Here is a 24,400-nt window from a genome sequence, read left to right as displayed (position 1 = left end):
CCATATTCACGAGAATAAACAAAAAAAATAGACTGCTTACTTCGCAGTCTATTTTTCGTTCAACTATTTCATTTCTTCGGGAAGAAGATCTTTAATTAACTGTGAGTACATTTCTTGTTGATACATTGCTAAGAAGAATCCAAAACTGCGCTCAAAAAGCCCCCTTTTCGCTTAAAAAAGGTGCTTAAACTCCATCCATGGATGCTCTTTCGGGCTCAGATCAATCGTTACACCTTGCCGGGCTTGAGGGCCCGCAGTCTAAACCATCGGCTTTGATAATCTTTATGCTCGTAGGCAAGGGGCAAACCGAGCTGCATCAGCCGGTCTCCCCCAAAGATCGAAATCTCCCCGCCGGTTCCGGGCTCCACTTCGTATTCCAGTTCTGGGTCAAGTCCGTCCAAGCGCAAGGTCCGCTGAGGTGCGTTCGGCACGGCCATCACTTGAAAAGCGTAGACCAAGGCAGCCCTTTGATCCTCCGAAACGAACATCCACGCCGACTCGTTCCCCTCGAACGGACTTTTCAGACGGTACAAGTCGCCTTGCTGCACCAAACCGCGGATCTGCTTGTAGGCGGCGACTTGGCGTTTGACCGTCTCCTTTTCGTCATCGGTAAATTTGGTGAGATCCAGCTCATACCCGAAATTTCCCGACATGGCGACATTGCCGCGAAAATCAAGCGGTGTGATCCGCCCGACCTGATGGTTCGGAACCGCCGACACATGCGCTCCGATGGCACTTACGGGGTAGACGAGGCTGGTCCCATACTGAATCTTCAGCCGTTCCACCGCATCGGTATTATCGCTGGTCCAGGTTTGGGGCATGTAATACAGCATGCCGGGATCAAAGCGTCCACCGCCGCTGGAGCAGCTCTCGAACAAAATATGCGGAAAATCGGTGGTGATGCGCTCAAGCAGCTCGTACAACCCAAGAACATAGCGGTGAGCAGTCTCAGCTTGGCGCTCCGGCGGCAGGGCGGCTGATCCGATTTCCGTCAAAGCGCGGTTCATGTCCCATTTCACGTAAGCAACCGGCACGGTGGAAAAAATCGCAGAGAGCGAGTCATAGATGTAATCTCGCACTTCCTGACGCGTGTAGTCCAGCACCAGCTGCCACCTTGCTTCGCTGCGTCTACGCCCCGCGACGTGAAGGCACCAGTCCGGATGCTTCCGGTACAGCTCACTGTCCGGCGAAATCATCTCGGGTTCGAACCACAGCCCGAATTTCAGGCCCAGCCGGTTGATGCGCTCTGCGACATCCGCCAGTCCGTCCGGCAGCTTCCGGCGGTCCTCGTACCAATCCCCAAGCGACGAATTGTCCGCATCCCGTTTGCCAAACCAGCCGTCATCCAAGACAAACAGCTCAATGCCCAGCTTGGCCCCCTCTTCCGCAATCGAAACCAGCTTGTCCGCATTGAAATCGAAATACGTGGCCTCCCAGTTATTGACCAGAATCGGCCGTTCTTCGTCCCGGTATTTCCCCCGGCACAGCCGGGTCCGGTACAGGCGGTGATACGTCCGCGACATCTCTCCCAATCCTTGCGCGGAGTACACCATGACCGCTTCCGGCGTTTGAAAGCTCTCCCCCGGATTCATCTGCCACGCGAAATCAAAAGAGTTCACGCCAATGCTAAACCTTGTGGAGCCGAAGGAATCTACCTCCGCCCCTGCTTCAAAACCGCCGCTGTATACCAGGCTAAAGCCAAAAGCTTCCCCATGTCGTTCCGTCGTTTCCGGTGTGACCAGAGCGGCAAAAGGGTTAAACTGGTGGCTGCTCATGCCCCTTTTGCTGTCGATCCGGGTTTCGCCTTGTTCAAGCGGTCTTCGCTTCATATTTCCTTCCCGGGCCCACGCCCCGGAAAGGTACACCATCTCCAAATCGCTATGACCGGAGAAATCGACGCTGGCACTAAGGGCACGGCGAAGCCGAAGCTTCTTGTCCCCTTCGTTGATCAAACGAGCTGACCGAATGATCACATTGCGAGCCGTGAAGATGGAATAAAGCAGGACAACCTTAAGTCCCGAGTAGGCATCTTTTAATACCAGCTCGAGCGTCTCTGCTTCGGACTCGTCCTCCGTATAAACGGCCGGAAGTCCGCTTAATGGCGGCTTTCCCTTTAGGATCCGGTAACCGTCGTACTTGAGCTCCGTAATCCTCGTCCCATCCTCCAGTTCGGCCTGGTACGCCGGATTCCGGAAGTCTCCGCTGCCGTACTGCGGGTATTCCTGCGGCAGCCGGTCAAGCCCGGCCCTCGCGGGAGTGTGTATCAGGAGATCGCCCATCGTTTCCCGATGCTTCAGTCTCTCTCCCCAATATCCATGTACAGGATAACCGTCCACGATCTGAATCAAATAGCTCATGCCGGTCGACTGCAGATGAAACAACCCTGCTTGCTCTTGAACGATTACGCTCATTGGTAAACATCCCCTCTTTCCTGCCCATCGGTACTTCATGCATCGTAGCATGGTCTAGAAAATGGCTTGTGCCACATCCGTATCTATGAACCATTACATCTCCGCCATCCGGGGCAATGCTCCGGCATCTTTGTATTTAACCTATCTTTGAAACATGGGTTTAGGATTGATCTACGATCCCAGAAATACAGGCTTATATACAAAAATCATATATGATCATACGATAGGTCGTACATGGCATGGTGCTCACTAGTTATGTTATTATGCTAGGTATATTGAACAAGTTTAATAGAGGCCAATAACAATTATTTCTTTAGTTCATTCTATATAGCTATTCTATTTTTAAGGGGATGGGGTTTGCTTGTGTTAGAGTATCTGCCGCGAAGTAAACAGCACACGGAGCTGCATCTGACGCAGTTTGGCATGGAGGATTGTATATCCGGTCATTATTTTGGGCCCGCCGTAAGAACTCACTATTTGCTCCATTATATATTCAAAGGGGAGGGGATTTTTGAGGTAGGGGGAGTGAGGCACCACCTTCGCAAAGGACAGGGGTTTCTAATTTGTCCCCATGTCGTCACCTATTATCAAGCCGACGAAGTTAACCCTTGGTCATACGGCTGGGTTGGTTTTAACGGCACGCTGGCTGAACCCCTCCTTATGCAAGCAGGGCTAACCCCTTCATCTCCAATTCTGCATTATGATCGAGATGATAGGATCCATCAGTATTTGCAGTTGATGGCCCAGTCAAGACAAAGCCATAAAGCCCGGGAAACCAGACTAACGGGGCTGCTGTATTTGATGTTATCTCTGCTAGTGGAATCCGGTCCGGAAGAGCCTACCGTTCAAAGGGACAGCCGGGCTGAGGTTTACGTGGAGCAAGTGATCGATTTTATCGAAATGAACTTTTCTCAAAAAATAACTATCGAGGACATCGCGCATTTGATTGGGCTTAATCGAAGCTATTTATGCTCGTTATTCAAACAGCAAATGAACATAAGCATTCAGGATTACCTGATCCGCTACAGAATGGATATGGCGGCTAAAATGCTGGGAAACACAGAACTTTCAATCGGCGATATCGCCCGCTCGGTCGGCTATACCGACCCGCTGCTCTTCTCCAAAATGTTCAAAAAGGTGAAGGGGGCCTCGCCGAAACATTATCGGAGCGAGGCTTTTGGTCCAAACTAAGGTGGATCCCATAGGAGAACGTGGATTGAAAAAAGGTGTTCGTTCTCAAGGCGTACGTTTGAGGGGAGTCCCAACCCATTTCAAAAAATATGTCCAAAATCGCCGTCACTGACGGCGATTTCCAATTTTCTTACCGATTTCTTACCAATTTCTTACCGATAGATCTGTAGGGCTCAATCTACCGCAGACGGGCCAGCTTCTCCAGAAAGTCTGCCACGATTTCCAGCGATGCCTCGTCGAAACTAGCCAACAGTTCCATCGCTTTATGATCCTTCTCCTTGTGAAAAACCCGGTGCAGCTCAGCCAGTTCGGCGCCAAGCGGTGTCACAGAGTAATAAATTTCTTTCAGGTTGTCCGGCAGCTGGTTTTTTCGTATCAGGTCCTGCTCCAGCAATTTGCGGGTGATTTTGGAGACGGCGCCTTTTGTTAAACCCATCTCGCGGGCGATATCGATCCCTTTAATGCTGTCATGCGCATAGATGACGTCCAGAACGTGCAGGCTTGAGACGGATAGACGGGGCAGCAGCTTTTTCAGCCGGTCGTCGGAAATGCGCTCCATGAGCCAGAGCCGGTCGCTGTCATCTTCGGCTTCGCTGACGAGGATCTGGTATATGGATTTTTCGATGCGGTTTTTGAGCTGAAGCAAATCATCATTCATATCAGGCATAAGGCAAGCCTACCTTTTTTCTTTTCATTATATCATGGTTTCCACAGAAACCATTTGACAAAGTATCATTTCCTTGTTATTGTGGTTTCCATGGAAACCATTTAATTGGAACGTGGTCTTCATGCAGCTTCTGCAGAAATCACATTACATTGATTCGGAGGGAATTTTTATGAATGAGGTCATTCAATTGATCCACCAGCATCGCTCCATCCGCAAGTTTACAAAAACGCCGTTAACCGGCGAGCAAATCGAAGCTATCGTCGACGCGGCACAAATGGCGCCATCCTCGGCGCACATGCAGCCGTTCTCGATCATCGGCGTCACGGATCGGGAATTGCGCAAGAAAATCGCGTTGCATTCGGAAAATCCATGGATTGATGAATGCGGGTACTTTTTTATCTTTTGCGCCGATTTTCACCGCATGATGCTGGCTGCCGGCCCGGACTACCAGGACAAAATGAGCCGCAATCTGAACTACTCCTATTTTTACCAAACCAGTGTGCTAAGTGCCGCGCTTGCTCTGCAAAACGCCAACTTGGCCGCTCAATCAATGGGTCTCGGGGCCGTTATTATCGGCGGGATTAACAGTGCTCTGCCTGAGCTGGACGAATGGCTGGACCTTCCGGACTTTGTCATTCCTTTGGTCGGTCTTGCGGTAGGCGTCCCCGATGAATTCCCAGAACAAAAGCCGCGCTTGCCACGGTCCGCCGTATTTTTTGAAAACCAGTATGATCGTGCTCTTAAAGCACAGGTCGAAGCGTATGACCGGGAAATAGGAGAATATTATGGCGCTCGAACCAACAACAAGCAGAAGGCCAGCTGGTCGGGGAAATTCATCTCAAAGCTGGATCGGGATTTGCCGCTGGGCGGGTATACGGAGTATGTGAAGAGCAAAGGGTTTGATTTGAAATAGGCTCGTCTGAAATGCAAAATCCACAACCCCATGAGGTTGTGGATTTCATTTACGTGATCGACGAGGGGGAGCCGAGCCCCTGTCGGAACATAGCGCCATCTTTTTTCCGCGTATAGATGGTGACCAACGTGATGAATTGCGGGTCCCGCTTTATTTAATGCTTTGTCTGATTTGGGCTTGTATTGGCTAAAATAGGCAGCATCTTCTCACTTTTCTCCATGAAGGAATTGCATTGGCCACAAATCGGTTGGATCAGAAAAACAAAGTTATCCCTCATCCATCCGTTGCACTTTTCATTGGTGCACGACCATATCGTTGTCATTTCCTCAGGAAGATCGATCATCAGTCTTTTCCGTGAATAGTACAAGCAGCATCCCTCTTTCTCCCCTGGAGTCCTAAGTAAAAAAGGCCCCGACACGATGTGCGGGACCTTTCTAATTACAAACTTACAGTTTTACAACATTCTCGGCCTGTGGGCCACGGTTGCCTTGTACTACATTAAATTCAACTTTTTGACCTTCATCCAACGATTTGAAGCCGTCGCTCACGATTGCACTGAAGTGTACAAATACGTCGTCTCCGCCTTCAACCTCGATAAAACCAAAACCTTTGTCTGCATTAAACCATTTTACTGTTCCTTGTTGCATAGTTCATTACCTCCATAATTCTATTTTTTACATGATCTTCGAGTTTCCAAAAAAAATCACATATTGTACAAGGTTACATCATCAAAATCTAACCCTCTACAATATGTGATCTCAGGTCGAAATTCCAATAAATTAACTATAACACAACTGGAGTTGAATAACAAGTATTTTTTGCTTTTACTTCCAAATCATTGCCCCTAGTGGAGAAAGATAATCGATCAAGAGACATTGCGTAGCCATCGTAATAAATAGAGGAATGTATCGTTTAAACCAAAAGTTTGCCGGAGTTTAAACCAAATATTTGCTTAAAAGACTGCTGATCGGACAGTGTTTTCGTAGTTATAATAAACTATATTAAAGCAGATTCTTGCCGGAAGTTTTTTATTAAACCAATCGATTGCCGAAAGTGCCTCACACCTTCTTTTCCACAAATTTTTATTCTGCTCATGATAATGGATTCATTAATTCTTGTTTAAAGGCTACATGAGAATTTCCCAAGAGTTTTTCTAATTGATATTGTCGGTACTGATCCGTTGGCTTGAAGGACGTCTTGAAGAGGCGTTCAAAAGATAAACGGCTCGTTTAATGAAATAGCACTCACTAAGAATTTTCCTACCGGAATGTAAGTATATCGATTAGAAAAAAAACGGCAGTCTAGACCTTTATTTACTGGTCAAGGCTGCCTCTGGTTTTATATTTATGCCAGTCTATACCTATTTCAATGAACCTGACTTTTTAGTCGTTGAGCCAGCGTAACCAGTACAATCAATCAAACACCACGACCAATTTGTTCACAGTGCTTCCCCAAAAAAAGATTTTTCAATTTTATTCTTGATTAAAGCCTCATTTAATAAATCAAAGCGAAACTTTCGAATCTTGTTATTTTTATTCCGCAACTCATCAAGCATTTGTTGAAGCGTTCGGCCTCCCCTATCCCTTGAAATAATCGTATTGATCGCTTTAATTTGTCTGGGGAGTGGTTCGCGACTTTTATATTTCTCAAGGTCGTTCTTGATTTCTTGCAATGCACTTCCAGGAGCAATTCCCCAACATATGATTAGCAAGTTAATTGCATTAAACAGTTGCTTTGCAGCCGGATGCCATGTTTCATCGAGAACTGTATTTCCATTTGCGCTGCTTGTTCCCGTTCCAGGGGTTTCAGATGCTAATGGGTCAAAAAGTGTTAATTTAGGATGATGAATCAATTCAAGAAAATGATTTGCTGCATAAGTACCGCATAAAAAAGTTCCGGTAACATTACCATTTTTCGCTCGATAAGAAAAGCAATAATAGCTGTCAGTAAGTAAGTCTTTAGTACAACTTCTACGTTCTTGCCCGTTTAACAAACGAACATGAGCAATGGGTTTTATATCATATTCCTGAACCAACTTCTCTCTAACCTCTGGTGATCTGCACGGAAGCACCTCAAACACCTCATTTTTTGTTTCCCTTCCATTATTTACAGTGCATCAACCCCCATTACTGCACTGTTTGATCGGAAGCAAAGTCTGGTTAAAGTTCTCTTTTATTTGTCGTTCAACATCTTCATATGAGCAACTCCAAAGCGAGCTCAAGTATTTCTGAACAAGCGATATATCTTGGGACGTAACAATCTTGTTTTCAATTTTGACAAAAGGCCCATCTGTTTCCGTTAATACTCGGTTTCGAGGAATCTTTGCGATGATTTTACATCCGTTTGACGATTGGAGCATTGCGGGATTAACTGAGAAGTAATGACCTGCTGCAACAATTTCTTTAAGAAAGGACAATGAACCGCTATACCAATGAAAAACGGCTCCCTTTACTGAAAACTCTTCTAACATTTCCAGAACAGTAGGTTCTGCCCTTCTTGAATGCAGCGTAATAAATCGAGGGCGATCACTGATATGAGCCAACACGTGACGGAAACTTTGGATTTGCTTTGTTTTAGTAGCAATGCCTTCTCGTGAAAAGTCTAGTCCTATCTCGCCGATGTATGATGTCTGTTTCGCAAGATCAATGAATCGTTTCATTTCAGTAGGCGTATGTATATTTGCATAGAGTGGGTGTAAGCCTAGAGCCAATCGAATATATTTAAAATCCTTTAAATGGGAATACCCCAATTCATAGTGACTCGGTAAATTTGTAACCGCGATTGTTGAGATACCTTTTTTTTCATTTTCAATCGCTACCACATAGGGATTTTTGTACAAATCTATGTGGCAATGAGCATCAATCATTTTATTTCACATCCTTAAGCAAGACCGATTAATCGTTTGATATCCCTTGTTCCTTTGTCATTAATAAGTTCCTTTACCTCTGCCATCGCTCGAACTACAAGGCTCGAATATTTATCAATTTCTTCGAAAGCCACGCCACTTGAAAGCAATAACCTTTTTATTTCCTCAACATTATAGTTATGCCCAAGAAACGCCAACACAGCCCTAAAATCATAAGTAGAAGTTTTGTTGCCAGTCAAATCGATTTCATCACTACAAATATCTACCCCATAATTTTCAGAATCAGCATTGATTACATGCAATGATGCTCTTCTAAAAATACATGGAACGCATCTCCCACAACCTTTTGCATCTCTTCTAATCCAGCTGGACTTGTGACCGCTTTTTCCACATGAGACTGAATCAGGAATCGCATTTCGTAGTATTTGTTGGTTTTTGCATTGGCTAATTGCCTCTCCTTTTGTTTTCTCACCTAATGGATTTAATATTGGATTAGATATCCCGACGCTTTGAAGAACATTACCCAGCATTCGTAAATAATTCGGATGAGCAGTTCTGGTGCTGCAAGTTCCTCTTCGAGATGGTGTAAGTGGTATGTTTAAAGCGATTGTTCCATTCTCCGGTATCATCAATGGAATATCCTCACCAATACTCGCGGCTGCATAGATACCGATTGCAAGAAACAATATGGAACGACTTCTGAAAGTTGTCTCCTTACCTGACGGATGCTGGCCGGCCCTAATTTGTAATGAATCTATCCTATTAGAGTACTGTGGCACTAAATGATTTAAAAGATTGCTCTGATCCGTCTTTGGTCCACTTACTTGACCATCATAATGCCCTACTAACAAAATATTTTTCTCTGGGTTGCTCTCCAACCAATCAATAGCACCAACTAATGAATCTAATCCACCTGAGAATAAGCAAACCATGTCTGCTTGCACGTGTGGCAAGACTCGCCTTGGCGGACGTCTTCTTTCAGTTGGTCTATGTAAAGGAGAGGTATTAAGATAAAACTCAATATCCCAAACGTCTCCGGTCAAAAATGACATGCACTTCTCCAGATTCTCCTTTGTCATTTTCCACTTCGTCAGCTCATATACAGGAATTCTAAGCTTAATATCACGGGTCCATTTATCCTCTGTTGTTTTTCTTCTAACAAATTTGTCTGTAGCATAAAACACAGAGGCCATAAACAAGAAGTCCAAAACGGTGGAATTTGGGATTCCACATCTTTGGTATACTGTCTTCAAATCAAAATCGAGATTACAGGTTTCTTCAGTATCGGTATTATGAATGCATACTTTCGCCAGTTCGAGTCTAGTTTTCTCCGCCGCGCTTACCATTACATTTATCATAGCTAACCTCCGAATACATCTAGTGTTTTTTCTAACACTTGAACACAAATTGCCTCGCCTTCATGCCCATTCCAGTCGACCTGTGTAATATCTCTATCAAGGGCTAAGACTGTTATTTCGGAATTAATATAATCCAATATATCATTGAGAAAGGCATCAGCTTGAGCATTACCAACTTTAGAAGCCAATCTTTCGTAAAAGGATCGACAAAATTGTTGATACACATAGTACCCAAAAAATCTTTCCAACATCTCGGTAAGGTTGTCAGGTTGAGCAGATGCCTCTAATATCTGACCAATACCATCAATCCCCTCAGACTCACTGAACAACTCATCCATAAGTTGGGAAAGGGCATTTCTAGCATCCACTTGATCAATCGTACTTGCATCTTCTCCGAAATAGTCAATAAGTGAAAGTATAATATCAGATGTGGTCTTACCTTTTAAATGCTCTAGTCCTGTTTGTTTCAGTGCTTCGTCGAGACCAACACGGTTAACTAATGAAAGAAAAGAACCCAAATTTCTCGCGACGGCCTGTGCGCTTTTAGCACCCATGCCACCGTTTCTTGTCACACCTTGCGAGCCGCCATGAGCACGAATAAACTGTCCTACTAATTGCTTGGAGTTATCTAAACCTGGACGGCCTTCTTTAGCCAACCTCGAGACTTTCCCCTTCAAATCTCCCCACTGAGGGGTTGAAGGGGCATCATAACCTTTAGATGTACCCATTTAAGATTACCTCTTTCCTTCAATAGGTCTTAAAGCTCGACCAATTCGTGTTTCGGTCGATCTCAAGTGATTCATAACAGGTTCAAAATACTCTTTCAGCATAGGTTTACTTCTATTTAAGGCGGTCAAATCATTACCAACCGCCGGTGGAATAGCACCAGCAGGAACATTAAATAATGTGCGAGTAAGACTTTCAATACTTTCTACAACATCCTTTTCAATAAGCCCCCTCAATGCGTCATAACCAACTTTTTGATCTGGATTACGCTGAATATGCTTTTCAATCAGATTTAACAATAAAATACGGTCATCTGCGTTTAACTTTAATGCGGACTCAACCGCAGGCCTCATCTTTCCTGCGTTAGAAGAAAGAATATCGTCAAGTATCGTCCTTACAAGTGGCGGAATCATAGATACCCCGGATAAAGTTGAACTCAACTTATCTCTAGCTACCCAGAAATAATCCCTTAAATCTATTTCACTCAATAGCGGTTCCATTGCGATCCAGCGGCGCATAAAAGAAGAAGACCATTGTGAATCAATTTTTTTGGCCTCTTCTTCGTTATCGACATTACCATCAGGTGGTGCCAAAACCGCTTCAAGCTGCTTTAATTCGCTAGACCTTCCTTCTTGTTTAGCCTGCCATTCGAATAAATCCATAAATTGCTTAGAGTGTCCATATTCAAGAACCATCAATTTTACCAGAACGTCATCCCGGATATTTTGCAATCCTGCAACTTTTGCCAATTCCTTTCTCAGAAAATAGGCATTTAAAAATCGCTTAACTTGCCTTGGATTTCCCTTAAGTCCTTCAGTAATAAGTGGGGCAATGCTTGAACTGAAAATTAAACTCTCACTTAGCGCTGTTGGAAGTTCAGCCTCTCCAAATGCTTCTTTCACAGCAGCGTAACCGAATACGGAATAACGATTTGCACACCTTTGATCTTCGCAAGCCTTGTGAACCTTTCCAAGTAAGATATCATCTTCAATGTCCCTAGCACAGAACAACAGTGCCATATAGCTTTCCACCTCTGCCGGTGACAGCTTAGGCAATCTATATGGAATTTGTATCAACTTCTCTAAGTAATCGGTTACAAGCCTCTCTGATGCCTCAGCAGGGTCTCGCTCATCCTTGAATTTCATTTGAGCATACCTAACCTCAATTGCATGACGCACTATCCGAGGATCAGCTCCTATTATAAATGCAGTTCTCTCAACATTTAAAAACAGCTTAATCGCTTCTAAATTTTCTATTATGCGTTCGTTTGAACACCTGTCTAAATCATCGATTAGTACGACTAAGGATTCAATATTTGTATCTTTAAGCAGCTTTTCAAAGTCCTGACGAAATGTTCGCACATCCATGGCACTTGCTTCGCTCTTATCTTCCTTAATCATTTCCTCCCAATTGATTTCAGATTTTGATTCACCTTCACCCCCTTCCTCTTCTTCATCTTTTTTAGGCAGTATTGAACCCAATATTTTTTTGCCAGAGCCCACTAAGCTCGGTACAATACTTGCACCGCCCGTTATATATGCTGCCAGAGTAGGTATACCGATCTCTTTTACACCGAATTTTGCTACACGCATCCAATTAACAGACTTTAATAGCCCAGCGACTTTTTCTTTAACTTTAGGTCCGAACCTCTTGTGTTCCCCAAGCTGTAATAATATTGAGCTTAGCAGCGCAGATTTCGCATCGTCATATCCTTCAAAAAGCCAACCATTGAAATATAAAACTGCGATTTTTTCATATTTCTCTTTTTCGGGTGAATTCGGAGGATAATTTTCTGAATCTAAATCGTGCTCTAACATTTTCATAATACTTGTTTTTCCACTACCCCAATCCCCAAAAACCCCTAATGTAACAGGTAGTAGCTTGGGATTGGTAACAACTGATCTTATTAAGTCAGCATGTACTTTAAAACCCAGCAAGTCTTGCGAAGTTTCATTATCCGCCCACATTGCAGTACACCTCTTTTATTAATTAATATTAAACGTACTCCAGGACATCTCAATAATTCGACATATTCCCTCTTTTTTCCTGCCAATTCCAACTAGTACATCCATTTAAATCGGTTCTAAGGACCTATACTTCACAGGTGCATTTCATCACAATAATCCTACTTCAACCAGGCATGTCTCTGTGATAATATTGGAAGAGAATGTAATGAATTTGCTGAAAAAGAGTGATAACAATGCAGACCTTTCCTAAAGATATTACTGATGCGATGCGGACCTGTATATTGGCTATTTTTTGGCCAAAAGAGCAGATCATCGATTTTTTTAAAAATAATGGTTGTACGAATCGTGACTTAAAAACTGTCTTAAGCCAGGGACTAGAAAATAAGAATCGAGCTGCCATTATTGATGAAGTTTTCGGCCAATTAAATGCACGTGACGATAAAGGAATTGGGCAATTTAGAGCAATGCTAGCTTCCATTATTAACTGGGGTCATTTTGATCCATATTATTTTAAACAGCTAAACCGTTTAGATGAGGCAGAGGCGAAACGTTGCATAAATCACTTGAAACAAGTTCAAGAGATACGTGATGCAAAAACTAAAGAATTAAAGAAGCTAGCTGATGAAAGGAGAGCCGCGGTAGCTCCTAAAATCTCATTAGTCGATTTGGAGGTAGAATTTATTAATTTATACCGAGGGTGTTCTTCAAATCAAAGTAGGGGTTACCAGCTAGAAACTCTTATAAAGAAGCTATCTGATTTCTCAAATTTGCCTTTTTCAGAGCCTTTTAAGATAAACGGGGAACAGTTAGATGGGTCATTGAAATTTGATGGGGAGAATTACTTAGTTGAAGCAAAGTGGCATGATAGTTTAACTGCGAGCGATGCTCTATATCATTTTGCATATAAGGTCGAAGGAAAAATGTATGGTCGAGGATTATTCATTTCAGTAAACGGCTATTCTCGGGATGCTGTAAAGGCCTTAATTGCTGGGAAATCAATTAAAACAATCCTGATTGATGGTGGGGACCTCTCTGTAGTATTCTCCGGAAACATATCCTTTTTTGAAATGCTGGATTCAAAAATTAGAGCTGCTCAAACAAAAGGATTAATTTATGTTGATCCACTGAGTTTAAGGAGCAAGATTGAATAGAAAACTAAAGACGATGCCATGGCCTTACAGTGGGACGAGGCATGGAATCCTCCTAATATATTACAGATATTTGCTCTATTTTTACGCTGAGACACCATTTCGCCCAGAGTGCAAGCAAAAACGGACACCAAAACGGTGTCCGTCGCTGATATTTCGTATGGAGGCGAGGGGAGTCGAACCCCTGTCCGAAGATAACGCCACATAAGCTTCTACGGGTGTAGTGACAGTTTTGATGTCACCCTATCAGGCTCCCCGTCACCGGATTCCGATAGGGTCAGCCTGTTTGTCTTCTTCAGCTAGCCCCAGGCGGAGACTAGACAGCGTATCCCACTAAAGTTGAGCCCTCATCCCGGCACATGGGCGATGCAGAGCGAGAGCACGTGTGCAGGTTATTAAGCTGCTACAGCGTAAGAAGTTTGTTGTTTGCCAGTTATTATTGGCTTTAGCGTTGATGAAGTGGACGCGTCCCCACTACCCGCTACTCATGCTCGAACTATCCCCGTCGAATCCAAGAACGCCCCCTTATTAAAAAGGGCTTCTATTGGATTAGATTAGAACCGTTGAAGCATAAGAAGCAATCTATCCAGCATCCTTCCCCTCCATGAAGAAAGGATGATCAGAAGCATTTGTCACGTAAAAGGCCGGTCAATCCATAACCTCTTACATACATAGTATATCACACATTCCGACCAAAATGACACAGAGGTTGAAGGAAACGCAGGTGAAACTTGCCTGTCTCTTCACATAACCCCAAATTAACGCGCGATCTTCTGCTTCTCGCGGAGTGCCCGCTGAATGTCACGCTGCGCGTCGCGTTTGGCGGCCGATTCACGCTTGTCGTACTGCTTCTTACCGCGGCCAAGGCCGAGCAGCAGCTTCGCATAGCCGTTGCGGATATACACCTTAAGCGGAACGATCGTATAACCTTCCTGCTTGGTCTGTCCCAGCAGCTTGTGGATCTGTTCCTTGTGCATCAGCAGCTTGCGGGTCCGCGTCGGATCGGTCGGATTATAGCGGTTGCCCTGTTCAAACGGGCTGATATGCATGTTATGAATATGAATTTCCCCATTGCGGATCGTTGCAAACGCATCCCCGATATTGGCCCGTCCGTTCCGGATCGACTTGATCTCGGTCCCGGTCAGCACCATGCCGGCTTCGTACGTATCCTCGATGAAGTAATCATGGGAAGCTTTTTTGTTCTGGGCCAGGACCTTCCCGTCACTCTTCTTACCACCCATGCTATCACTCCTCCCACACTTGCTATAACAGCAATGGACTTCCAGTATACAGCACAAGGGGAAGCAGCTCAAGCGCCCTAACGAGAGCGTCTAGAGGCCGCAAACCCGGCCGGTATACCAGAAATCCATTGTATCAACTGGGCTGGGCAAAATCAAGATTTCGGCGAAAAGGCGCACGGTGTGGCGCCCATTTCAGGCGAAGCCTGATTTAAAAGATACTGCCCAGGAACCCTTCTACTTTTTCTTCTTGCGCACGAAGGCGGCTGTGCCATTCTTGGCCGCACCCTTCTTCTTGCGCTTGCGGACGACGCCCTCGCCGCTGCCGGCATTGTCCTCGCGGGCGGCTGCCGCCCCATCCCCGACAAAAATGCCGCTGCGCGACGTTTTCTTCTTGCGGCCGCTGGACGGCTTACTGCCGCTTTGGCTTCCGCCAGGCGCCGGGGCGCCGTAGCCGCCCTTGCCGGAGCCGAAGCCGAAGCTCACCGGCCGCTTGGCTTCGCCGCTGCGGCCGCCTTCCCGCGCGGCGCCCTGCTGCGCTGCGCCGGCGCCGGCATCGCGGGCGCTCTTGCCCGGCCGCGCGCCCTTGCCGCCGCCACGGGCCGCACCGCGCCCGCCGCGGCCATTCTCGCCGCCTTCACGGATGGCGGCGCCTCTGCCCACGCGGCCGCCACCACGGCCGCCAAAGCTTCCGCCGCGCCGGCCTTCGCTGCGCGGCTTCATATCCACCATCTCGAAGTCGATGGTGTGATCGTCCATGTTCACGCGCTCGACGCGAATCTTCACTTCGTCGCCGATCCGGAACACGCGTGACGTGCGCTCCCCGATGAGGGCCATGGAGGCCTCATCGAAATGATAGTAATCGTCCGTCAGCGCGCTCAGCCGGATGAGGCCCTCGACCGTGTTCTCGAGCTCGATGAACATGCCGAAGCTCGTCACGCTGCTGATGATGCCTTCGAATTCCTCGCCGACCTTGTCGAGCATGTATTCGGCCTTCTTCAGCTGGTCTGTGTCACGCTCCGCATCCACCGCCACACGCTCACGCTCGGAGGACTGCTGGGCGATGTCCGCCATCCGGGAAGCCAGGTACTCCAGCCGGTTCTCCGGCAGGACGCCCTTGTTCTCCAGCACTTCCCGGATCACCCGGTGAATGACCAGGTCCGGATAGCGGCGGATCGGAGACGTAAAGTGCGAATAATATTCGGCGGCCAGTCCAAAGTGTCCGGACATTTCCGCGTCGTATTTCGCCTGCTTCATCGAGCGCAGCATGACCGTGCTGATGACCTTCTGCTCCTTCGTGCCCTGGATGTCCTCCAGCAGGCTCTGGAGCGCCCGTGGATGCACGGAGTTGCCCCGGCCCTTCACATGGTGGCCGAAGTTGGCCGCAAACGCCATGAACGTCTGGAGCTTCTCCGGATCCGGATTTTCGTGAATCCGGTACAGAAAAGGCACCTTCATCCAGTAGAAATGCTCGGCCACCGTTTCGTTGGCTGCCAGCATGAACTCCTCGATGATCTGCTCGGCGATCGAGCGCTCGCGCTTCACGATATCGACCGGCTTGCCGTTCTCATCGACGATCACCTTGGACTCCACGAAGTCGAAGTCCACCGCACCGCGGTTCATCCGTCTCGCCCGCAGGCGCAGCGCCAGCTCCTTCATCAGCTTGAAGGTGTCGACCAGATAGCTGTACCGCTCCGTCACTTCCGGATCCTCGTCGTTCAGGATCTTCCGGACGTTGTTGTACGTCATCCGTTCCTTCGTCTTGATCACGCTTGTAAAAATGTCATGTCTCACGAGCTTCATATGCTCGTCGAATTCCATTTCGCAGGACATCGTGAGGCGGTCCACCTGTGGATTCAGCGAGCAGATGCCGTTGGACAGGCGGTGCGGCAGCATCGGGATGACCCGGTCCACCAAATAGACGCTGCATCCGCGGTTGTATGCCTCTTTATCGAGCTCCGAGTTCTCGCGGACATAGTAGCTGACGTCGGCGATATGAACGCCCAGAAGGAAGTTGCCGTTCGGCAGACGCTCCACGTTTACTGCGTCATCGAGGTCTTTCGCGTCCTCTCCGTCAATCGTGACGATCGTTTTGCCGCGAAGGTCGCGCCGTCCCTGCTGGACGATTTCCTCTTCGGTGATCGAATCCGGTGCCTGCTCCGCCTCTGCCATCACCTCTTCCGGAAAAGCTTCCGGCAGCTGATGCTTGCGGATAATGGACAGGATATCGACCCCCGGATCATCCTTATGCCCGAGAATCTCGACCACTTCGCCTTCCGCGGCGGATCGGCCCTCCGGATAATTGACGATTTTGACGACGACCTTCTCGCCGTCGACCGCCCCGTTAAAGGCATCCTTCGGAATAAAAATATCCCGGTTGATCCGTTTATCGTCAGGCAGCACAAAGCCGTACGCTTCATGTCCTTGGAAGACCCCGACGATCTGGGTAATGGCCCGGTTGACGATCCGCACCACTTCCCCCTCCAGCTTGCCGCCTGCAGGGCTCTTAGCCGTAACTCGCACCAGAACGGTATCCCCGTTCATGGCGCTCTTCATATCATTGGCTCCAATATATACATCCGGATGCTCCCGGTCTTCCGGGATCAGGAATGCAAAGCCTTTCGCATGGGCCTGCAGACGGCCCTTCAGGAGGTCCAGCCGTTCCGGCACGCCGTACCGTTCCGACCGGGTCCGCACGATGGTCCCTGCCTCCTCCATCGCGTTCAGCGTTTTCAGAAAATCCTTGAAATCCAGCGCATCGTCAATCGCGAAATGCTGTTCCAGTTCCTGATACGTCATCGGTTTATATTCGGGATCCTGCATCAAATCAAGTATCATCTGTTCCGTAATCATCGTTTCATCACCTCAGGTGACTTGCAGGAATGCCTTCCGCAAGTGACTATGTAATCGTTCGTTTGTTGTATTTGTCCAGTAATATACACATACCCTAGTATACACGAATTTAATCGGTTGCATCCCTGCCCGTAAGCCTTAATCAACCTAAAAAACCTCCGCTCATCTTCCAATCGAAAAAGAGCGGAGGTTTTGGTGTGCTGCTATTCTTTACTTGACGACGACGGCCACCACAATGGCCAGGATAAAAAAGCATGCCGCGACGACAACCGTCACGCGCTGCAGCACGAGATCCATGCCGCGTGCTTTCGTTTTACCGAATAGATGTTCCGCGCCACCGGAGATGGCCCCGGAAAGACCCGCGCTTTTCCCTTTTTGCAAAAGAACAATCGCGATCAACGCGATGGAGAAAATCACGAGCAGCACCTTCAACAAGATTTCCATTTGTTCCACCTCCCAATGGCTTAACATCTCAATTATATGAATGTCAAAATTTCAATTCCGTTATGGCCGGACTTAGACTGCAGCCCAGCGTGCACAAACAGCATTCTTATTGTACCATAGCCTATTTGCGAACACAAGCTAAACCCGCACTGCACCGCCGTTTATGGCATCAATCCGCAAGCTAAAAATGCCCCACAAAGTAAGGCTTATGCTTCGATGCCTATTCCAAATACTTTACGGGGACCCCATAACAAGGAAACTAACTCCGATTAAACTTATACTTTCTGTTTTAAAAAAAAGAGCGCCCCGGAGTTACCCGGAACGCTCTTTGCTTAAGGCTGTACAGCCTTATTTTTTCAGGTTGTAGAACGACTTCAGGCCGTTGTACTGCGCCAGTTCGCCCAATTCGTCCTCGATGCGGAGCAATTGGTTGTACTTCGCGATACGGTCCGTACGCGACGGAGCACCGGTTTTGATTTGGCCGGCATTCGTTGCCACGGCGATGTCAGCGATCGTGCTGTCTTCGGACTCACCGGAACGGTGGGAGACAACCGCTGTGTATCCTGCACGTTTCGCCATTTCGATCGCATCAAACGTTTCTGTCAGCGTACCGATTTGGTTTACTTTGATCAGGATGGAATTGCCGATGCCTTCTTCGATACCTTTCTCAAGACGCTCGGTGTTCGTTACGAACAAGTCGTCGCCAACGAGCTGGATCTTGTCGCCGAGTTTCGCAGTAAGGAGTTTCCAACCTTCCCAGTCGTCTTCGGAGCAGCCGTCTTCGATCGTGATGATCGGGTATTTGTCGACCCAGGAAGCGAGCAGCTCAACGAATTCACTGGATGTGTAGGATTTGCCTTCGCCTTCAAGATGGTACTTGCCATCTTTGTAGAATTCAGTGGAAGCGACGTCCATACCGAGGAATACGTCAACGCCTGGCTTGTAGCCGGCTTTTTCGATAGCTTCCATAATGGAGGACAATGCGTCTTCGTTGGACGTGAAGTTCGGAGCAAAGCCGCCTTCGTCACCTACCGCTGTGTTCAGGCCTTTGCCCTTCAGAACGGATTTCAGGCTGTGGAAGATTTCTGCACCTGTACGGAGAGCTTCCTTGAACGTAGGAGCGCCAACCGGCAGTACCATAAATTCTTGAACGTCGACGTTGTTGTCGGCATGAGCGCCGCCGTTGACGATGTTCATCATTGGTACAGGCAGTTGTTTAGCATTGAATCCGCCGAGGTATACGTACAGCGGAAGGTCCAGAGCGTCAGCAGCCGCGCGGGCTACGGCCATGGATACAGCCAGGATGGCGTTAGCGCCCAGCTTGCCTTTGTTAGGTGTTCCGTCCAGTTTGATCATCAGCTTGTCGATGCCGAGCTGGTCGAGCGCGTCCATGCCGATGACTTCAGGAGCGATGATTTCGTTCACGTTCTTCACCGCGTTCAGAACGCCTTTACCGAGGTAACGGTCTTTGTCGCCGTCGCGAAGCTCTACAGCTTCGTGAGCGCCTGTGGATGCGCCGGATGGTACGATGGCGCGGCCATGGCCGCCGGATTCCAGATATACTTCAACTTCAACCGTAGGGTTACCGCGGGAGTCGAGGACTTCGCGTGCGTACACGTCAGAAATAATAGTCATTTTGTGCTAATCTCCTTTTCCACATTCGTAATTGGTTATTCAGACCACATGATATAGATTGAACTCAAGTCTCGAATGGAGAACCCTGTTGTAACGGCCTTATCCAAGCCCTGCAACACGAACTTCTTGAGTTCATTCTATATTGCTTGTCAGCTTCTACAGCCATTATAACGTATCGGATCACCGGAATCGAATTTTCCGCTTATTTACGGGTTGCGATCATCGATTCGCCGGTCATTTCGGCAGGCTTCGGAAGCTGCATCAGATCAAGAATCGTCGGCGCCACGTCGGCCAGAATGCCGCCTTCGCGCAGCGTTACGTTCTCATCGGTCAAAATAAACGGCACCGGGTTCGTCGTATGAGCAGTGAATGGGCGTCCTGCTTCGTCAAATACCATGTCGGCGTTTCCGTGGTCAGCGATAATAATCGCTACCCCGCCTTTTGCAATAACGGCGTCCACTACTTTGCCCATGCACTCGTCGGTGACTTCAACCGCTTTGATCGTCGGTTCCAGCATACCGGAGTGTCCGACCATATCCGGGTTGGCAAAGTTCAGAATGATCGCATCATGCTTCTCGGCTTCGATTTCCTTCACGCAGGCGTCCGCCACTTCATAAGCGCTCATTTCCGGCTTCAGGTCATAAGTGGCGACCTTCGGCGAATTGATCAGAATGCGCGTTTCTCCAGGCAGCTCGACGTCGCGTCCGCCGCTGAAGAAGAAGGTAACGTGCGGATATTTTTCCGTTTCGGCAATGCGCAGCTGCTTCTTGTTATTCTGCACCAGCACTTCGCCCAGCGTGTTGTCCAGGTTCTTCGGCTCGTAGGCTACGTAGCCTTCCACCGTTTCGCTGAACAGCGTCAGGCAGACGAAATGGAGGTTTTCCGGGAACTTCGGCCCGCGGTCGAATCCGCGGAAGTCCTTGTTCGTGAACACCTGGGACAGCTGGATCGCACGGTCCGGGCGGAAGTTCAGGAAGACAACGGAGTCTCCGCTTTCCACCAGCGATACCGGATTGCCCTGCTCGTCAACAATGACGGTCGGCTCCACAAACTCGTCGAATACCGACTTGTTGTAGGATTCCGTTACGGCAACCAGCGGATCAGTGTATTTCGGTCCATCCCCGTATACGATAGCACGGTAGGACTTCTCTACGCGTTCCCAGCGCTTATCGCGGTCCATCGCATAGTAACGGCCTTGTACCGTGGCGATTTTGCCGATGCCAACTTCCTTGATCTTGGCTTGCAGATCCTGGATGAACTTCTTGCCGGAATCCGGAGCCACGTCGCGTCCGTCCAGGAAGGCATGGATGTAAACCTCATCCAGTCCTTCTTTTTTCGCAAGGTCCAGCATAGCAAACATATGCTCGATATGGCTATGTACCCCGCCGTCGGACAAGAGGCCGTACAGATGGAGCTTCTTGTTGTTATTCTTTGCAGCTTGCACCGCTTCGACCAGCGTCGGATTGTTGAAAAACTCCCCTTCGCGAATCGATTTCGAAATCCGGGTCAAATCCTGGTACACGATGCGGCCTGCGCCGATGTTCAAATGGCCGACTTCGGAGTTGCCCATTTGCCCTTCCGGCAGACCTACCGCTTCGCCGGAAGCGGTCAGCGTCGTGTTCGGATACTTCGCCATCAATCGGTCGTAGTTCGGTTTCTTGGCCTGCGCTACTGCGTTACCTTCGTCCGTGCTGCGCAGCCCGAATCCGTCCATGATGATCAGTGCTACGGGTCTAGGTGCGGTCATCTTACTTCGCCCCCTCAACGAGCTGGATGAACGAAGCCGGCTGCAGGCTGGCACCGCCAACAAGCGCGCCGTCGATGTCGCTTTGGCCCATGTATTCTTTAACGTTTTCCGGCTTCACGCTGCCGCCGTATTGGATACGGACCTGATCCGCTACCTCTTTGCCATACAGGCCTTCAACCAGGCTGCGGATATAAGAGATCACTTCGTTAGCGTCCTGTGCTGTCGAGGACTTGCCGGTTCCGATGGCCCAGATTGGCTCGTAAGCGATAACGACTTGAGCCGCCTGTTCTGCGGACAAGCCTTGGAACGCTGCTTCCGTCTGCACTTTGCAGACGTCTTTCGTTTGGCCGGCTTCGCGCTCTTCCAGCTTCTCGCCGACGCACACGATTGGAGTCAGGTCATGACGGAATGCCGCTTGAACCTTTTTGTTCACGGTCTCGTCGGTTTCGGCAAAATATTGCCGGCGCTCAGAGTGCCCGATAATGACGTAGTCTACGCCGAGGTCTTTCAGCATCATGCCGCTGATTTCCCCGGTGAACGCACCGTTATCTTCAAAATGCAGGTTTTGCGCACCGATTTTGATCGATGTGCCTTTCACGGCTTCCACCAAAGCGGGAAGGTTCGTGAACGGAGCGCAGATGACGCTCTCCACGCCTTCAACTTCAGCTTTGCCTTTGACTTCTTCGATAAACGTTTTGGCTTCCGGAACGGTTTTGAACATTTTCCAGTTGCCGGCGATGATAGGTGTTCTCACACTTTTCACTCCTTTTTTGTCCTTACGGGTCCGTACGTTCCGCGCTCTTTCGGCGCTTCTTGCTTACTTGTCGTTCAGTGCCACGACGCCAGGGAGAGCCTTGCCTTCCATGAATTCGAGGGATGCGCCGCCGCCAGTGGAGATGTGATCCATTTTGTCAGCCAGATGGAATTTCTCTGCCGCTGCCGCCGAATCGCCGCCGCCGATGATGGTGTAGCCTTCGGTTTGGGCGCAGGCTTCTGCCACTTCACGTGTACCGTTGGAGAAGGGATCGATTTCAAATACGCCCATCGGTCCGTTCCATACCACGAGTTTGGAGTTCTTGATGATCTCCGCATATTTGGCACGGGTTTTCGGCCCGATGTCCACGCCTTCCCATTTCTCTGGGATGTTGCCGACTTCTACGATGTCCACGTTCGCATTGGCGCTGAAATCGTCCGCGATGACGATGTCAACCGGAAGCAGGAAGTTTTTGCCGAGATCCTTCGCTTTTTGGATAAATCCGAGCGCGACATCCAGTTTTTCATTATCGCACAAAGACAGACCGATCTCATAGCCCTGTGCCTTCATGAACGTATAGGACAGGCCGCCGCCGATCAGTACGTTATCCGCGATGTTCAGCAGGTTGTCGATAACGTCGATTTTATCCTTAACCTTGGAACCGCCGATGATCGCTGTGAAAGGACGCTCCGGATTGGACAGTGCTTTACCGAGTACGGAAAGCTCCTTCTCCATCAGCAGGCCGGAAACAGCCGGCAGGTAATGAGCGATACCTTCGGTCGAAGCATGCGCACGGTGAGCGGCGCCAAACGCGTCGTTTACGAACAGGTCAGCCAGCTCAGCAAACTGCTTCGCAAGTTCCGGATCGTTTTTCTCTTCGCCAGGGTAAAAGCGGACATTTTCAAGCAGCAGCACGTCGCCGTTGTTCAGCTTCTCCACTTGCGCTTTGACCGCGTCGCCAACTGCTTCGTCAGCCTTGGCAACCGATTTGCCGAGCAGCTCGGACAGGCGCTCTGCCGCAGGTGTCAGACGCATGGATTCTACCACTTCGCCTTTCGGGCGTCCCATGTGGCTGGCCAGAATCACTTTCGCGCCATGCTCGATCAGGTAGTTGATCGTTGGCAACGTTTCACGGATCCGTGTATCGTCAGTAATTTTGCCGTCTTCCAATGGCACGTTAAAATCAACGCGCACGAATACGCGCTTGCCGTTTACTTCTACATCACGTACAGACTTCTTGTTCATCGTATTGTTTCCCTCCGCACCCATATTTTTAACAGGACAGTCTTCCTCAGCCCCGTGGTTCAGCATGTTAGGACATTTATCTTGCAATTATAGAATGGCTCAGCCCCGCTGAAAATTTATGCATTCTATATTTTAAAGAGCGGAAACATAGGATGCCTGTTTCCGCTCGGGATGTTTTCGCTATGGGATGGCCGCTATTACTTAGCGATCTTAGCGAAGTATGCCAATGTGCGAACCAATTGGGAAGTGTAAGACATTTCGTTGTCGTACCAAGCAACGGTTTTAACCAGCTGTTGGTCGCCAACAGTCAACACTTTCGTTTGAGTAGCGTCGAAGAGCGAACCGAACGTGATGCCTTTGATGTCGGAAGATACGATTTCGTCTTCAGTGTAGCCGTAAGTTTCTGGATCGGAAGCTTCTTTCATTGCTGCGTTCACTTCGTCAGCCGTTACTTTGGTGTTCAGAACTGTAACGAGCTCAGTCAGGGAACCTGTTGGTACAGGTACGCGTTGAGCGGCACCGTCCAGTTTGCCTTGCAGTTCTGGAAGAACCAGACCAATCGCTTTTGCAGCGCCAGTGGAGTTAGGAATGATGTTTTCTGCAGCTGCACGCGCACGACGGAAATCACCTTTTGGATGCGGAGCGTCCAAGGTGTTTTGGTCGCCAGTGTAAGCGTGGATCGTTGTCATCAAGCCTTGAACGATACCGAACTTGTCGTTCAGCGTTTTGGCCATAGGAGCCAGGCAGTTCGTTGTGCAAGATGCGCCGGAGATTACTGTCTCAGTTCCGTCCAGTGTCTCATGGTTAACGTTGTATACGATCGTCTTCATGTCGCCTGTAGCCGGAGCGGAGATTACAACTTTCTTAGCGCCGCCTTTCAGGTGTTTCTCAGCAGCTTCTTTCGTTGTGAAGAAGCCTGTGCACTCGAGAACGATGTCTACGCCAAGATCGCCCCAAGGAAGTTCTTCAGGGTTACGGTTCGCCAGAACCTTAACTTCTTTGCCGTTCACTTTGAAGAAGCCGTCGTGAACTTCGATGTCTCCATTGAAAGTGCCTTGCGTTGTATCATATTTGAGCAGATGGGCCAACATCTTAGCGTCAGTAAGGTCGTTGATGGCTACAACTTCGATGCCTTCCACATTTTGAATACGGCGGAAAGCGAGTCGTCCGATACGTCCAAAACCGTTAATGCCTACTTTTACACTCATTGAATAGTCCTCCCAAAAGTTCGTATTTT

20 protein-coding genes and 1 other RNA gene are annotated in these 24,400 nt (G+C 48.5%); 3 read left to right on the top strand and 18 right to left on the bottom strand.

The features are described 5' to 3' along the window. Positions 1–227: 227 nt before the first annotated feature. A complete protein-coding gene (locus tag KI379_RS21240; RefSeq protein ID WP_212984841.1) occupies positions 228–2,411 on the bottom strand; it encodes an alpha-galactosidase in 2,184 nt (727 codons plus the stop codon). A 423-nt stretch (positions 2,412–2,834) separates the two neighbouring features. Here KI379_RS21240 and KI379_RS21235 point away from each other — a divergent pair, with 423 nt between their 5' ends. After that, a complete protein-coding gene (locus tag KI379_RS21235) occupies positions 2,835–3,602 on the top strand; it encodes an AraC family transcriptional regulator (RefSeq protein ID WP_244879418.1) in 768 nt (255 codons plus the stop codon). 178 nt (positions 3,603–3,780) lie between these two features. Here KI379_RS21235 and KI379_RS21230 read toward each other — a convergent pair whose 3' ends face one another. Further along, positions 3,781–4,269, bottom strand: a complete 489-nt coding sequence (locus KI379_RS21230) for a MarR family transcriptional regulator (protein WP_212984840.1) — start codon at positions 4,267–4,269, stop codon at positions 3,781–3,783. A gap of 169 nt (positions 4,270–4,438) precedes the next feature. Here KI379_RS21230 and KI379_RS21225 point away from each other — a divergent pair, with 169 nt between their 5' ends. After that, complete coding sequence (locus KI379_RS21225) at positions 4,439–5,182, top strand: NADPH-dependent oxidoreductase (protein WP_212984839.1); 744 nt, start codon at positions 4,439–4,441, stop codon at positions 5,180–5,182. Positions 5,183–5,336: 154 nt separating this feature from the next. Here the strand turns inward: KI379_RS21225 and KI379_RS21220 are convergent, their stop codons facing one another. The 7 genes from KI379_RS21220 to KI379_RS21190 form a co-directional block, all read right to left on the bottom strand. Further along, positions 5,337–5,600: a cold-shock protein gene (locus KI379_RS21220; protein ID WP_373309600.1), complete on the bottom strand. Its 264-nt coding sequence runs from the start codon at positions 5,598–5,600 to the stop codon at positions 5,337–5,339. Positions 5,601–5,628: 28 nt separating this feature from the next. After that, entirely contained in the window at positions 5,629–5,829 is a 201-nt protein-coding gene (locus KI379_RS21215; protein ID WP_076173149.1) for a cold-shock protein, read from the bottom strand. A 791-nt stretch (positions 5,830–6,620) separates the two neighbouring features. Beyond that, on the bottom strand, positions 6,621–7,262 hold the full coding sequence (locus KI379_RS21210; protein ID WP_212984838.1) for a hypothetical protein: 642 nt from the start codon (positions 7,260–7,262) through the stop codon (positions 6,621–6,623). Between the two features lie 36 nt (positions 7,263–7,298). After that, a complete protein-coding gene (gene qatD, locus KI379_RS21205; RefSeq protein ID WP_212984837.1) occupies positions 7,299–8,048 on the bottom strand; it encodes a Qat anti-phage system TatD family nuclease QatD in 750 nt (249 codons plus the stop codon). 14 nt (positions 8,049–8,062) lie between these two features. Beyond that, a complete protein-coding gene (gene qatC / locus KI379_RS21200) occupies positions 8,063–9,406 on the bottom strand; it encodes a Qat anti-phage system QueC-like protein QatC (RefSeq protein WP_212984836.1) in 1,344 nt (447 codons plus the stop codon). A 2-nt stretch (positions 9,407–9,408) separates the two neighbouring features. Beyond that, the gene (locus KI379_RS21195; protein WP_212984835.1) at positions 9,409–10,134 is read right to left on the bottom strand and encodes a hypothetical protein; all 726 of its coding nucleotides are present in this window, start codon (positions 10,132–10,134) and stop codon (positions 9,409–9,411) included. Between the two features lie 6 nt (positions 10,135–10,140). Next, a complete protein-coding gene (locus tag KI379_RS21190; RefSeq protein WP_212984834.1) occupies positions 10,141–12,099 on the bottom strand; it encodes a KAP family P-loop NTPase fold protein in 1,959 nt (652 codons plus the stop codon). Between the two features lie 233 nt (positions 12,100–12,332). Here KI379_RS21190 and KI379_RS21185 point away from each other — a divergent pair, with 233 nt between their 5' ends. After that, the gene (locus KI379_RS21185) at positions 12,333–13,250 is read left to right on the top strand and encodes a restriction endonuclease (protein ID WP_212984833.1); all 918 of its coding nucleotides are present in this window, start codon (positions 12,333–12,335) and stop codon (positions 13,248–13,250) included. Positions 13,251–13,405: 155 nt separating this feature from the next. Here KI379_RS21185 and ssrA read toward each other — a convergent pair. The 9 genes from ssrA to gap form a co-directional block, all read right to left on the bottom strand. Next, positions 13,406–13,772, bottom strand: a transfer-messenger RNA (tmRNA) gene (gene ssrA, locus KI379_RS21180). Between the two features lie 233 nt (positions 13,773–14,005). Beyond that, the gene (smpB, locus tag KI379_RS21175; RefSeq protein WP_076173150.1) at positions 14,006–14,488 is read right to left on the bottom strand and encodes an SsrA-binding protein SmpB; all 483 of its coding nucleotides are present in this window, start codon (positions 14,486–14,488) and stop codon (positions 14,006–14,008) included. A 234-nt stretch (positions 14,489–14,722) separates the two neighbouring features. Continuing rightward, positions 14,723–17,338, bottom strand: coding sequence for a ribonuclease R (rnr, locus tag KI379_RS21170; protein WP_212984832.1), 2,616 nt, complete (start codon positions 17,336–17,338; stop codon positions 14,723–14,725). Between the two features lie 210 nt (positions 17,339–17,548). Then, the gene (gene secG, locus KI379_RS21165; RefSeq protein WP_076173152.1) at positions 17,549–17,782 is read right to left on the bottom strand and encodes a preprotein translocase subunit SecG; all 234 of its coding nucleotides are present in this window, start codon (positions 17,780–17,782) and stop codon (positions 17,549–17,551) included. A gap of 348 nt (positions 17,783–18,130) precedes the next feature. Beyond that, complete coding sequence (gene eno / locus KI379_RS21160; RefSeq protein WP_076173153.1) at positions 18,131–19,417, bottom strand: phosphopyruvate hydratase; 1,287 nt, start codon at positions 19,415–19,417, stop codon at positions 18,131–18,133. Positions 19,418–19,619: 202 nt separating this feature from the next. Next, positions 19,620–21,164 (bottom strand): 2,3-bisphosphoglycerate-independent phosphoglycerate mutase, encoded by a 1,545-nt coding sequence (gene gpmI / locus KI379_RS21155; RefSeq protein ID WP_076173154.1) that lies wholly within the window; start codon positions 21,162–21,164, stop codon positions 19,620–19,622. Position 21,165: 1 nt separating this feature from the next. Beyond that, the gene (tpiA, locus tag KI379_RS21150) at positions 21,166–21,918 is read right to left on the bottom strand and encodes a triose-phosphate isomerase (protein ID WP_212984831.1); all 753 of its coding nucleotides are present in this window, start codon (positions 21,916–21,918) and stop codon (positions 21,166–21,168) included. 63 nt (positions 21,919–21,981) lie between these two features. Continuing rightward, the gene (locus tag KI379_RS21145) at positions 21,982–23,163 is read right to left on the bottom strand and encodes a phosphoglycerate kinase (protein ID WP_212969512.1); all 1,182 of its coding nucleotides are present in this window, start codon (positions 23,161–23,163) and stop codon (positions 21,982–21,984) included. A gap of 197 nt (positions 23,164–23,360) precedes the next feature. After that, complete coding sequence (gap, locus tag KI379_RS21140; protein WP_076173156.1) at positions 23,361–24,371, bottom strand: type I glyceraldehyde-3-phosphate dehydrogenase; 1,011 nt, start codon at positions 24,369–24,371, stop codon at positions 23,361–23,363. Positions 24,372–24,400 lie beyond the last annotated feature (29 nt).

This window comes from Paenibacillus cineris (assembly GCF_018333335.1).
GTDB classification, from domain to species: Bacteria; Bacillota; Bacilli; order Paenibacillales; family Paenibacillaceae; genus Paenibacillus_AQ; species Paenibacillus_AQ favisporus.
This window is presented reverse-complemented; position numbering and strand designations above follow the sequence as displayed.